Source organism: Dolichospermum sp. LEGE 00240, from assembly GCF_015207875.1.
GTDB classification, from domain to species: Bacteria; Cyanobacteriota; Cyanobacteriia; order Cyanobacteriales; family Nostocaceae; genus Dolichospermum; species Dolichospermum gracile.
The window spans coordinates 1-13466 of sequence record NZ_JADEVZ010000099.1 but is presented as its reverse complement, the minus strand read 5'-3'; the positions used below and the strand labels follow the sequence as shown (position 1 = coordinate 13466).

At 39.4% G+C, this 13466-nt stretch carries 9 protein-coding genes and 3 pseudogenes; 4 read left to right on the top strand and 8 right to left on the bottom strand.

The features are described 5' to 3' along the window. Both IQ226_RS22505 and IQ226_RS22500 read left to right on the top strand, forming a co-directional pair. Window positions 1-91, top strand: a pseudogene (locus IQ226_RS22505) (IS5/IS1182 family transposase); the annotation flags it as partial. 38 nt (window positions 92-129) lie between these two features. Continuing rightward, window positions 130-573, top strand: a pseudogene (locus IQ226_RS22500) (ATP-binding protein); the annotation flags it as partial. A gap of 344 nt (window positions 574-917) precedes the next feature. Here IQ226_RS22500 and IQ226_RS22495 read toward each other — a convergent pair. Genes IQ226_RS22495 through IQ226_RS22480 form a run of 4 tightly spaced genes read right to left on the bottom strand, consistent with a single transcriptional unit; the run spans window position 918 to window position 4295 of the window. Beyond that, window positions 918-2186, bottom strand: coding sequence for an MFS transporter (locus IQ226_RS22495; protein WP_193899112.1), 1269 nt, complete (start codon window positions 2184-2186; stop codon window positions 918-920). Then, window positions 2152-2610, bottom strand: coding sequence for a MarR family winged helix-turn-helix transcriptional regulator (locus IQ226_RS22490; RefSeq protein WP_193899110.1), 459 nt, complete (start codon window positions 2608-2610; stop codon window positions 2152-2154). Before IQ226_RS22490 ends, IQ226_RS22495 begins: the two co-directional genes overlap by 35 nt. Before the next feature lie 19 nt (window positions 2611-2629). Next, window positions 2630-3484 (bottom strand): ABC transporter permease, encoded by an 855-nt coding sequence (locus IQ226_RS22485; RefSeq protein ID WP_193899109.1) that lies wholly within the window; start codon window positions 3482-3484, stop codon window positions 2630-2632. After that, window positions 3441-4295, bottom strand: coding sequence for an ATP-binding cassette domain-containing protein (locus tag IQ226_RS22480; RefSeq protein ID WP_193899107.1), 855 nt, complete (start codon window positions 4293-4295; stop codon window positions 3441-3443). Before IQ226_RS22480 ends, IQ226_RS22485 begins: the two co-directional genes overlap by 44 nt. Window positions 4296-4475: 180 nt before the next feature. Here IQ226_RS22480 and IQ226_RS22475 point away from each other — a divergent pair, with 180 nt between their 5' ends. Together IQ226_RS22475 and IQ226_RS22470 are read left to right on the top strand one after the other, a co-directional pair. Continuing rightward, window positions 4476-5660 (top strand): tetratricopeptide repeat protein, encoded by a 1185-nt coding sequence (locus tag IQ226_RS22475; RefSeq protein WP_193899104.1) that lies wholly within the window; start codon window positions 4476-4478, stop codon window positions 5658-5660. A gap of 206 nt (window positions 5661-5866) precedes the next feature. Continuing rightward, a pseudogene (locus IQ226_RS22470) lies at window positions 5867-6554 on the top strand (hypothetical protein); the annotation flags it as partial. A 31-nt stretch (window positions 6555-6585) separates the two neighbouring features. Here the strand turns inward: IQ226_RS22470 and IQ226_RS22465 are convergent. From IQ226_RS22465 to drmA, 4 genes are all read right to left on the bottom strand, one after another. Next, window positions 6586-6900, bottom strand: coding sequence for a helix-turn-helix transcriptional regulator (locus tag IQ226_RS22465; RefSeq protein WP_027401240.1), 315 nt, complete (start codon window positions 6898-6900; stop codon window positions 6586-6588). Window positions 6901-6904: 4 nt separating this feature from the next. Next, window positions 6905-7246, bottom strand: coding sequence for a type II toxin-antitoxin system RelE/ParE family toxin (locus IQ226_RS22460; RefSeq protein WP_193899102.1), 342 nt, complete (start codon window positions 7244-7246; stop codon window positions 6905-6907). Between the two features lie 183 nt (window positions 7247-7429). Then, window positions 7430-9313: a DUF1998 domain-containing protein gene (drmB, locus tag IQ226_RS22455; protein ID WP_193899100.1), complete on the bottom strand. Its 1884-nt coding sequence runs from the start codon at window positions 9311-9313 to the stop codon at window positions 7430-7432. Window positions 9314-9378: 65 nt separating this feature from the next. After that, a complete protein-coding gene (gene drmA / locus IQ226_RS22450; protein ID WP_193899099.1) occupies window positions 9379-13437 on the bottom strand; it encodes a DISARM system helicase DrmA in 4059 nt (1352 codons plus the stop codon). Between the last annotated feature and the right edge of the window lie 29 nt (window positions 13438-13466).

The window sequence follows — 13466 nt, the reverse complement described above, 5'->3', positions numbered from 1 at the left end:
ATTAGTCAGAGACTACGAGTTACTACCTGAAACATCAGAGACTTTTATCTATCTAGCTATGATCCGTATCATGATCAGGCGATTGGCATAAATTTTGACTCCTCAAAACTTTTCAAACATCCTCTAAAGACTCCAAAAGGTGAGTTAAACATAGATGCTTTACTGGAAGCATTTCTCAAGTTTTGGCGACAGCATGGAGAACCATTATTAAGTAGTGCTGTTTACCATGAAATCGCTCCGCATATAGTATTAATGGCTTTTTTACATCGTGTGGTTAATGGTGGTGGAGTCTTGGAAAGGGAATATGCAATTGGTAGTGACAGAATGGATTTATGTCTGCGTTATAAAGATGTAATTTTAGGGATTGAGTTAAAGGTGTGGAGGGATAAAAAACGCGATCCCCAAACTGATGGTACTGAACAATTAGAATCCTATTTAGCCCGTTTAGGGTTAGATTTTGGTTGGTTATTTGTGTTTGATGGGCGCAAAAATGCTTTACCAATGGAAGAACGTTTGTCAACTGAGGTGGTGGTGACAGAAAATCAACGTAGAATTACTGTGATTCGGACATGAATATTGTTTTTTTGTTTCACGCAGAGGCGCATTAGTAGCATTAAAAGGGACATGGTGTGAGAAAGTGAAACTTGGTAATAAAAACAAAAGAAAAAATGGATAAACTATTTATCGGCGTTGCTGAATCGAGGTATGAAATTCCCAAATTGAACCTTTAAAACTCAAACCTCAGTGCGTCTTTGCTACGGCAGTCGCTCATGGGGGAAACCCCCAAGACCGCGCTGCCTCGCCTTTGCGTGAGACTAAAATTCATACCCTTAATCAGCAACGCCATATTTTCTACATAGATCATATAATATTAACGCATTTCTTCCTCTCCGCGCCTCTGCGTGAGATACTTTCCCCTATAAATCCTCATGCAACGCACCCAACTTCCTAATTTCCGGCCAAATCATCGCTGTCGCAACCACCACCAAAATCGTCCCAATACCCCCACCAACCACAGAAAACACTGGACCAAATAAAGCCGCAGTCAAACCAGACTCAAAACCTCCCAACTCATTAGAAGCACTGATAAACACACTATTGATAGCCGCCACTCGACCCCGCAAATGGTCAGGAGTGCGAATTTGCACCAAAGTATGACGAATTACCACGCTAATGCTATCCAACGCCCCACTTAATGCCAACATCAACAACGACAGCCACACCCAACGAGATAACCCAAAAATAATTGTCACAATCCCAAACCCGACAACCGACCAAAGTAATGCTGTCCCGGCTTTACGAATAGGTGGCAAATATACCAACAATGCCGCCATAATTAATGCACCTATGGACGGGGCTGCTTGTAAATAGCCCAATTCCACCGGACCAGCGTGCAAAATATCCTTTGCAAAGACGGGTAATAATGCTACAGCACCACCCAACAAAACTGCAAATAAATCTAGAGTAATAGCTGCGAGAATGAGTTGATTATTCCAAACAAATTCAGCCCCAGCAACTAGGGTTTTCAGAGATATTGGTTCTTTCTTAAAGTTGGTTTTTTGGGGTTTTATGGCTGCGGTGAGGAAAAAACATGATAGTGCAGCGATCGCAGATAATATATATACTCCTGTGGCACTCCTAAAAAGAGCAATGCTAAATCCCCCTAAAGCTGGCCCAATTACCGACGCTAATTGAAAGCTGCTACTATTCCAAGTCGCTGCATTAGTAAAAGCACTGGTAGGTATTAACTGCCACATCAGCGCATCACCCGCAGGTTTGAGAAATGCCCTAGCTACACCTGTTAATAATAAGCAAGCATAAATTAGAAAAACTGCACCTTGATAATAGGAAATAGCCGCTAAAGTTAGAGAACAAAACATTAATAGCAGCATTGCCAATAAAGTAATCTTTTTCCGGTCATTTTTATCAGCAACGTGTCCCGTAATCAAAGTTAGGGCAATCATTGGTAAAACCTGTGCCAGACCGATTCCCCCTAAAGCCATCGCTGAATTTGTCCGCTCATATAGCTCCCAGCCCAGCGCGACGGTCTGCATTTGTCCACCCGTGAAGAGGAGTACACGCCCAATGGTAAAGAGCCGATAATCTCGAAATCTCATGGCTGCCAAAGGATCGTGTTGTGCAGCCTTGCTGTTATGGTGAGTTGGTTTCTGTTTGCTCGAAGACATTTTTTAGTAGACTTAACCCTTCTTCAATTTTTGATACTTGTTCAGGTGTCAAACCCTCCAGAATCTCCGCAATTTCCCCGCGAGTTTTTTCCTGGGATTGCTCTAATAAGAGCTTTCCCTCTCTCGTCAAATTCAGGACTACTCGTCGTCGTTCTTGAGGATTATCTGTCCTTTGCACCAGATTACGTTGCACTAATTTTTCTATAGTTGTTGATGCTGTAGCACAGGTGACACCTAAATGATCTGCTACCTCAGATAAAGAAGCGCCGGGATTGCGATTCAGAAAAGCGAGCGATCGCAATTGTGGTATAGATAAAGAGTCAGAACTGTGCGATCGCATTTCGGCTCGGATAAACCGCATCAATAAGGGGACAGTTTCCATCACCCTAGCGGCACATTCTTCAGAGGGTTTATCCAAACTCATAAGACCGTTTTTCTCCAGATTACATTGCCACCTGTGGATAAAGTCGGCCACAGATGTAGGTTAAACCTATTAATGTTAGCAAGAGAATTGTACAATCTAACCCGAACCCATAAATACTTGAGCCATTAGCCAGCATTGCACCCCGTAAAGCATCCACTTGATATGTCAAAGGATTCAAGTGAGAAATGAGCTTTAACCAACTGGGCATTAAGGAAATAGGATAGATGGCATTACTAGCAAAAAACAACGGCATGGTGATTAATTGCCCAATTCCTGTAAATCTTTCTCGTGATTTCACCAAACAACCGATAATTAAGGAAAAAGTACAAAAACAACCAGCACCTAAAAACACAATCAAAACTACTTGTAAAAAAGCCAAAGGATTGTGATTTAAGTGTACACCTAATAACAAAGCCAAGAGGTAAATAAACACCACTTGAGAAAAGCAACGCACACCAGAAGCTACACCTTTACCCAAAACAATGGCTGCGCGGGGGATGGGTGCGGCCAGAAATTTATGAACAATGCCTAAATCGCGTTCCCAAATTAACGTCATTCCCCCAGAAAAAATGGCCACAAATAACGCACTTTGAGCCAAAATACCGGGAGTCATAAAATCTAGATAAGGTATATTACCTGTAGGGATAGCACGAGTCCGAGTAAATACTTGCCCAAAGATCAGCAGCCATAAAGCCGGTTGTACAGCCCTGATAATTAAATCACTAGGATCATGGCGGAGTTTCCGCACTTCCAATTCAGTAATTACCAGGGTTTTGGTAAATAGTTCTTTGATATTAGCAAAAATCCCGTTGGGGCGATTATATCTGGGTTCAGCCCAACCGTTGAGTGGTACGTCTGGTTCTTGCAGTCTCACGATAACTCACTCCTGATACTAATTGATTTCCTGCGTAGTGGATGAAGACATCATCTAAAGTTGCGTCTGGTTTCCCAATAGCTGCTTTTAAATCTGCGGGTGAACCGGTGATAATTTCTTTACCCTGATTCATAATCACCACTCGATTACAAAGATGATCCGCTTCTTCTAAAAAGTGGGTAGTTAAAAAGATAGTTGTACCGTACTCAACACGAAGTTGTTGTACAAGTTGCCATACTTGTGTTCTTGCAACTGGATCTAATCCGACTGTTGGCTCATCTAGAAATAAGATTTGGGGTTGATGTAAAATAGCTTGAGCAATTTCCAGTTTCCGAATCATTCCCCCAGAAAAAGTTCTCACTAATTGATGTGCTACATCTTCCAAACCCATGAATTCCAGCACTTCAGAGATTTGCTGTTTTCTGCGTCGAGGGGGAATATCATACAATTTAGAGAATATTAACAGATTTTCATAACCCGTCAAACTACCATCTGCTGATAAAGCCTGGGGTACATAACCTATTACTCTTCTAACTGCATCAGGTTGACGAGTCACATCATAACCGGCTAAGTATGCTTTCCCGCTACTGACTGGTAGCAAGGTAGTTAACATCTTAATTACTGTACTTTTTCCCGCACCATTGGGGCCAAGTAAACCAAAAACTTCTCCCGATGCAACGGAGATATTTAAAGCATCAACGGCTGTTGATTTTTCAAAGCGGCGCGTCAGTTCCAAGGTTTGCAATATTACCGATTTTGGAACTTGTGCAGGTATTTCCGCAGATTCTATTCTTCCCGTAAGTTTCGTCACGAGTCGGATTTACTTCCTTATTCAAATAGTTAGTTTATCTAAATATTAGTTTGACATATTTCTTCTAAAAGTCAAGAGCCATCTGGAAGTAGCGATTCCTACGGAGCGCTTCGCTATCGCTTTCAGAATTGGTGTAGGCGATCGCTATACTATTCTTAGGGATAGATTATTTAAACCAATATGGACTGGACAACACCACTCAAGGCACAACAGACTGATTTTATTCAAAGACTTAAATCTGCTAAATTACTCCATTGTGACGAAAAAGGCCAGCATAGTGAATTAACTGTCATTTCTGGCAAAAGGTTAGACCAATTACGGGATTTTTGCTGGGAAATGGCTGAAAAATATAGACGAACTTCTCGCGTCGCTATTCGTGATGTTTTTATCAACAATATGAAGGGGAAGTTAGCTGAGGAAGTTGTTAAATCCCGTTTAGCTGATTTTGTGACAGAAGTTGACTATGAAAAGCGCATTGGTGGTGATGGAAAAGTTGATTTTACCTTAACTTCTGATCCATCAATTGGTATTCAAGTTAAAGCCCGTAATGGCAATTTTGATAAAATTCAATGGCCAATTACTCAAGAAGAAATTGAAAAAAATACAGTTCTAGTTTGTATTTTAATTCAAGAAGAAGTCAGCGAAGCTCAGGCTGAATACAATCTGATTTTGGCGGGATTTTTACCAACTAATATGATTAAATCGGCTGCTAGTAAAGCCTTGGTGGGAATAGATGAATTGCTTTATTCTGGCGGTTTACGCAGCTATTTAGAGAGTTTGATATCTTTTAAAGTTGATGAATATATGCGCTTAAGTGAAGGGTGTTATGAGAAAGAAGATTATCAAAGTGCTTCTTATTATTGTACTCAAGTATTGCAACTGAAACCAAATAATGCTGATGCTTACAAAGTAAGAGGTATTGCCCGTTATAAATTAGGAGATAAGCAGGGTGCAATTGAGGATTGTACCGAGGCTATTAAGATTGATCCTAACTATGCAAATTGTTACTACGGCAGAGGTCTTATCCGTTCTGAATTAGGAGACAAGCAGGGTGCAGTTAATGATTACACTCAGGCTATCAAGATTGATCCTAACTATGTCGATGCCTACTTTCAGCGAAGCTTGGTCAGGTTTTATGATTTAGGAGATAAGCAGGGTGTAATAGATGATTGTAATCACATTATCAAGATTAATTCCAACAATGCTGCTTACTTGATGCGGGGAGTTGTCCGTTATGCTTTAAGAGAAGGAGATAAACAGGCTGCAATTAAAGATTTCCAAACAGCCGCAAATATATATAAAAAAGAAGGTAAGGAAACAGACTATCAAAAGGCTATAGAGATGATCAGAGAAATTAACAAATAATGAATATAAGTTAAGCCAGGTAAGAAAGATCCCCGACTTCTGAATTAAATTTTTTGTCAATAATGAACATCATTCAAAGAAGTCGGGGATCTAAAAGTATTCAATACAACACAAAAATTTTCAAACATCCTCTTACGGAAAATTCATAACTGCTATATAATAGAAGTCTAAATTATTTCCCAGATTTTACTCAAAATTAAAATTTAATGACTAGGTTTATACATGATAAATTCGCCAAAGACTATCTAGAAGAATTATTAAAAGATTACGGGGAAGTCAAAGCATCAGAAAAAGTCTCAGGAGAAATTAAAGAAATAGATGTTTTATTCACACCAGCAAAACAACAAACTTCTAAATTACAAATACTGGGGTTACTAGGAAGACTTGCCGAAAATCCTGCAATAATAGAACCATACCGCAATCCAGCTTCTACCGATGAAATCTGCGACTGTATTCTCAAGTTATTAGAAGTCAAGGCTTCATTGCGACGAGAAGCCAAAGCCAATAAAATCAAACTTCAGGAGTCAGAAATTCCTAAATTGTGGATTTTAACCCCCACCATATCGGAAACTCGTTTATCTAGCTTTGGAACTATCCAAAAAGAAGGTTGGTTATCGGGAGTACATTTTTTAGCAGATGCCATGCGTTCAGCAATTGTGGCAATACACCAACTACCACAAACACCAGAGACTTTATGGTTGAGGCTTTTGGGTAGGGGAAGCGTACAATCACAAGCAATTATCGAGTTGCAGGCGTTACCATTAGATCACCCATACCAAAAAGCCACCCTGGAATTGTTGCTGATTTAGAAGCTTGGTTAACCCACAACACTCAATCTAATTCATGTTGATTGTTCGGGAATTAATTATGCAATTAGAACCACTGTTCAAACAACTGTTGTGGATAGATTTTAGCCCTGACAAATTTACCCCACTTGAGCAATTACCTGTCCGATCTCTTGAGGTGTTGCACCTGTGGCCAGCATTGCCCGGATTAAGAGTTCAATAGAAACGGAAGCATCACCATTTTCAGCTTTAGCAATTCGAGGTTGACTGGATTGAATTTTTTCTGCTAATTCTGTTTGTGTCATTAATTTCTGTCGTCGTTCTTTCAGATTATGACTAAGAACTAATTTAATCTCAATCAGAGCAGTTTCCTCTTTTGTGAGTTCTAAAAACTCGGAAACATTTCCAACTTTCCAGCCTTTTTGTTCTAGACGTTTTCTTTTAGCTTCATCCATAATACTAATCTTGTATATCTTGGTCGTACTTGCTTAGTCGTTTTTTACAGATGTCAATAACGGTGCTTGGTGTTGTTCTCGTTGTTTTATTGAAAACTTCCAGAATCAAAATTGCATCATCATCAATTCGGTAAATAATTCGCCAGTTCTTGTCCGCATCCCGAATCCGTAGTTCATAACAGTGTTTTCCGATACTAAACATTGGTTTTGAATGCGGCATTCCCAAGCTTTCACCCTGCTGTAACCGTCTGAGTAGTATACCTGTTTCTATCCGTGCTTCTTGGCTGAAGGGTGGAGTTTTAATTTCACCATGCAACCAAATTAAAGGTTTATCATTTTCGTCCATGCTATTATTTATATCATATCTGATATATTTTTGATTGGCTATTGTAGGCTACTGGAGTTTAGACTAAAGCAGAGCGATCGCTATACTATTATTGTGGATAGATGTTAGCCCTTACAAAATTACCCGGTGGAAGTTGCTTGGCACAAGCGTAAATCTGAGCTAAAAGCAATGACGGCAAGGAACTCACACTTTTACCTCTGGAAAAAAAGCCAAATCCGCACTTAGTACAGTGGGAACTAAAACTGCACGGTCTAGATATTTATTTCCCCGTTCACAGGAGGTTTCTGGACTGAATAAACACCCATGACAAGCTGCCCAATGTAGAGAAGTTGTTCCCTTCAAAGGGGTATGTTCTGCACACAAGGGGTCAGAAGTACACAACTGCATCTGTTCTAAAGCTTGGTCAATATGATAACCCAGCTTTTTTGGTTCTCCCAAACTTACTAAGCCTCCCAAAGTTCCCTCGCTGTCAGGTGCTGCGGTGTAAATCAGTACACCTGCCATTGGACTACCTTCTTCTTGAGGACGTTTGGAGTAAATTCGTTCTTTTAAACTGGCAGCATTATAGCCACACTCTATTGCCATTTGTCCCATGAGGGCATGGGCGAAAGAGTGTAGTAAAATATAGCGAACTCCAGGGAATGTTATTTTCACTGGGTCGAGAGAACGAATTTTACACCACTGTTTATGAGCTTCAAAAGCTCGATTTTGATAATCTTGTAATAGTTGACTTTGTTCCCATTGACTCAATTTTTGTTCGTTAAACTGAATAAAAATACCTTCCCCTTTTACCTCACTTGCGGGAACCCATTGAGGATTTTTACGGCTCAAGTCTACTAAATGTTCCGTGAGTATTTCCCCTTCATCTATAAAGTCACCCGGTGATTGAATCCGTGTAAAACTAATTAGGGCGCGAACTTCCCGCAATCTTTCTGCTAATACAACTTGGGAAAAATAATCTTCATAGCCAGCAGGAGGTTTGACTGGTTTTAACTGAAAATCTGGTGTATTAAAATTGGGGTCTGCTTGGGAAAAAATTTCCCATTCTGGAGTTTTTAAGTCCCTGGCATTTTTATCATCTGAATTACTTTCTTGTTGATTTTGTTTTTCTTCAATTATTGTCCAGATTTCTTCTAGGGGATGTTTTGATAATTCGGTTAATAAGTCAGGGAATTGACCGATCGCTTGTAATAAATCTAGATTACTTTTTAAAATATCTTGGCTGGTAGCTTTATTTAAAACGTGCCAATATTGCTCGATTATTTGGAATAATTGATGGGAACTTTCAGGAATTGACAAAGCGGAAAGGGTAATGGGAAACCAACTATTAGATGCACCTAATAAAATGGTTTTCATTTGTTTGTCGCAGGTATCATCAAAGTCACGTAAATGGGGATGACGGGCGCGACAACGAGGCATATTTTCTTTTCCGCTTTCACCAAAAGCATCTGATAAAGGGCGTTGTTGACCACAACTGCATATTACAAAAATATCGCTGGGAGAACCAGATACACCATATTCTTCAAATCTCAAAGCGCCATTACAGTTAATATTTTCTCCTCGATGGACAAAGTAACTCCAGGGAAAATCATCTAAATGTCCTCTTTCACAAGAAACAAGAAACCGTGAGGGTATGGCTGTTGGTTCTTTTTTGCTTTTAGGACAATTTTTATGAACATATTTAGTTTGATCTGGTCGGTAAGGATTGTCTTTGAATTGAAAAAGTTCTGATTTTAGGGAAGCAAGTAAATGACATTTAGGGCAAACCATCCAACTAGGAAAATGTGCGACTGGGATTCCTATTCTGTTGACTTCATCAAAGGGACCAGATGATGTGACATTTTCTGGAGGCGTGGGAGGTGAAAGCAGTCGTTTTACTTGTGAACCTAATTCTTTACGAACAGCAGCTAAAAGTCTTGGTTCATTTAATTCGAGTGCATTTTGAGTGTTCCAGTCTTCTAAACCCATGACCATAACTGAGAGGTTGGGTAGGTCAAGTACAGCACCGACACCGAAGGAAAATAATATTTGACTGGGGCGTAATTCGCCAACTTTGTATTTATACATTTTGGGGATTGGGGATTGGGAATGGGGAATTGGGGATTGGGAATGGGGAATTGGGGATATGTTTACTAATTCTGTTTCTGTTTGGTCATTTTTTCTGGAAGGCGGTTAATGTCGTCGTCGGGTACTTGGTCTTGTAAAATTAATCCTACGGTTGGTTCTACATTGCGTAGGGAATTTAAACAAGTAAAATCTTGCCAGGTTTCTCGACCTGCTGATTTTAATAGTTCTATGGTTAAACCGTCCGGCTGTGCTATTTGGTATTTAAGAATACCTCCACCTTGTATGTTTTGGGCTTTGCTTAACCAAATATCTAGTTTGGCTTCTAGTGCTTGTTTTACCATTTTCTGGGTTTCAGCATCCCCTACTAATCCGGCGCGATCGCAAATTGTCTCTATTGCAGCTTTAATATAGGGATGGTGGCGTTCAATTCTTCCTACTTGGTCATTACCATTAAATTCCTTACCTGCTAACCTCACTAACGCTACAAATAATGCTGATAAACCTTTATCAATGGCACGAGGCGCGAAAGGTGTTAATGATAAGGCTTCTACGTGCTGGTAAAAGGTGGCGTGGTAATGTTCAAATCTTTCATAATGGGATAAGTCTCTAGGACGCGCCCAATTATACACTGTTAATACTAAACCTGGATATGTCCGCCCTACACGGCTGGTAGCTTGAATATACTCGGCTGTGTTTTTTGGCTGTCCTGTTACTGCCATAATACCTAACCGTTTTACGTCCACACCTACGGAAATCATGTTAGTAGCTAGGAGAACATCTAATGGTTCTAATTGATTAATTGTTTGTTTTGCGTTCCCTTTTGTGTTCCGCTTGGCTTTAATTTCGGCATCTTTTTGCGGATCAAAGGTGGTTTCGAGTCTGTCTAATATCTCAGGAATTTCTGTAGAGTCTCTGCGTGATGTCAGTTCTTCTAAATTTATTCTCAGTCTTTTTGCTAGTCCCCGACGATCCATTTTTCCTAGACGAATACGCACATCATCATCTACTAACCTTCTCATTCCCCCTAATTCTCGCATGGAATTAAAATAACCTACTAGGGTCATCCAAGGATCAGCGCGATCGCCATATTTTTCATACAGAAATTGGGAAGCTGATAAAATCGCTATATATACGCGAATTGATACCGCTTTTAACCTGCGTCCTGTGGCACAAATTCCCAAATAACGCCTACCGGGATTAATTTCACTAGGTTGACGTTGACGGGAAAAAAAGTTATCTTCCACATCCAAACATTGGGGAGGAAAAACCTGTAAATCTCGCAAAAATAAGTTATATATTTGACTTTGTGCTTGGCGAATCGTAGCCGTAGAAGCCACAACTTTAGGGCGTACTTTTTTACCATCAACTTCCCAGGATGCTAACTCATCTACGGCTGTTTCATAGAGTCCCACTAAAGTCCCCAAAGGTCCACTAATTAGGTGTAACTCGTCTTGAATAATTAAATCTGGTGGTCGCAGCTTGTTAAAGGGGATAGTTTTAGCAGCAGCTAAATTAGTAGTTTTACGGTGTGAATCTGTATCTTCTATATCAGAAGACCGAAAACCATGACGCTGACAATAGCCATCTACTTGACCAAATAACATTTGTACTTCACCTTTCCAGGGCATTTGGGCAAATTTATCAACTGTAGCAATTAGTAAACTTGGTAAACGGCGATATATTTCTTCATCAACCACCAGAATGGGTAAACCCTCACCCGGAGATTGTTTTTCAGTAAATAAACACCGTCCTAAATCATCACCACAGTATATTAATGTCCGTCCCCTTCCTTTAGCAACAGATTCAACTTTTATATGTTTACCGGGGCTAATTTTAGTACCACACCAAGGACAATTATTTAATTGATGGGGTGAACCGCTACCGCTTTGCTGATACTGTCCCCGTTCTTGTTTACAAAATTCCTCGCTTTGATTGGTATGGTTAGGGGTTGTGCGCTGACCTACCCATAAACCAATTCTAAAAGGTTCTTTACCCCATCTACTTTCATTTGTTTTACGGATAGATTCACAAGCACAAATTAAAGTCGTAGCGCGTTGAAATTGCTGTAAAGTCAACAATCGTAGCGTGTAGCGCATGAGAACAGCAACCCCATACTCTCCAGAACGTCCCGCAATATTACCTTGTAATCTTCGTAAACCCAGAGTATAAGCTGTTAAACCTAAATATGCTTCAGTTTTACCCCCACCAGTAGGAAACCAAAGTAAATCTGCAACTGCATCCTGGGGATGACTTCTATCTGGGTGATGTAAATTGGTAATACTAGGTAAATTGAGTAAAATAAATGCTAACTGAAAGGGAAACCATCGGGGTTGAGAAAGGGAAATTTGCTGTAAATCTGCGGTTTTATTTTGACGGATTTGTTCTGAATAAATAGAATGAACTCTCTGTAAATACATTGCTTGATTCATAAACCGAAAAGCGTCTGCTGCTTTTTCATCGGTTTGTAACAATGTCAGTCCTTCCCTAATTCTATTTAAAGTCTGTTCACATTTTTGAATAGCAGTTTTCGCTTCATTTTCATAGTCTGTTAATCCGGTTGCGGGGTCAGATATCCGTTGTTTTTGGGTATTAATCCAACTCTGATAAGCTGTAATTAAAGGACTAATTTTATTAGCAAGATCACCAGTTGCAGTTCTAGATAATTCTTGCATATCTAAAACCAATCCTGCTAATTCGGGAATTTCGTCTACTTGTGGAGGAGAGGTTTTAGGAACTTCATAAGCTGGAATTACTGAAATTGATAATTCAACAGCACGTTCTTTAGTTCCTGATGCTGTTTTCGCATGGACACTGACACCATGACCAATGGCAAATTCTACCTGTTTACGGTAAAGCATGGCCATAGTTTTTTCTTCAGTATAAATTACAGGATCTAATTTTCCTAATGATCGGGGTTGATGTCGTTTTAAGAAAATATCAGGATGTTGAGAATCGGCGGATTTAACCCTTAATTCTGGTTGAAATAACCAAGTCTCATCTCGTTTTTCTTTAGTTTCTCTTTGTCCATTGATTAAAAATAAACTGACAATAAAATCACCGTTACTTTGTTTCCTGATTTGTCCTTTGACATAAACTTCTGGATATTGTGGATCAACTATCCAATTATTAATTACTCCCTCAATTAAAGGAATAGTAGGAGAATTAGAGCGAATTTGTTCCCGTTTCCAAACCTTTTTAAGTTTACCATCTACTTTGGTCAAGATTTTGCTATCAGTGCGGTGATACTGTCCCCATCCTGCGGTAATTTGTAATGCTTTAGCTGTACCATTAACACAAAATGTCATTCCTAGAGAGGATGGAAACATAGTTTCTAATGGAGGGACATTAACTTCTGTACTACCATCTTCCACAGTACCTTTACCACTAATAGCTAATTCATCATTATTTCCGGGTAAATAACAATCTACTTCCCGTAAATTATTATCATCATCGTTTGCTATTTCATCAGCAGGAGTTGATTTTTCTATTGTTTCTTCAGTGATGCGACGGTGTTGGGGTGCAAGTAGTCCTACTAAATAGCGATCGCTTACACTCTTTTCATCTAATTCTTCATTTTCACCATCAGCAGGACCGAGTAAATCTGCTATTATTGCTGCTTCTAATTCTTCTCGAATTTTATAAGCTGTGGGTATCGTTGCTTCCAATATAGGTTTTATATTTTCCTCTGCTAGTCCTGGTTTTGCTTCTGCGATAACAACATTATTAGCAGGTACAAACTGTACATCTAAAAGACTACCTTGTCCTTCTGTTTGTTTACCTTCAGATGGCACAAATTGAGTTTCTAAAAGTTTACTTTGTTCCCATATTTGAGGAGTTGATTTTGTAGCTTTCTGTTTTTTTGTTCGAGATTTTTTAGGTTTATTTTCCTGATTATTTGTATAATTGGCAATGTCATTAGCAATATGATCGCTAATTTCCCCATCTATTCCTAACCAATCAGCATCTTTTTCTAAATCAATTCCATCTAAAAGTATTTCTAATTGTGATTCTGGTGCAGAAATTACACTACTCCAATCTAATATAATTTGATGTTGACGCAGTTTTTTATTTATGTCTACTAAATCAAGTTCACCGGGAAGAATAGGAGGAAGTTTTATTATCATGGTTGGGAATGGGGGGTTGGGAATTGGGG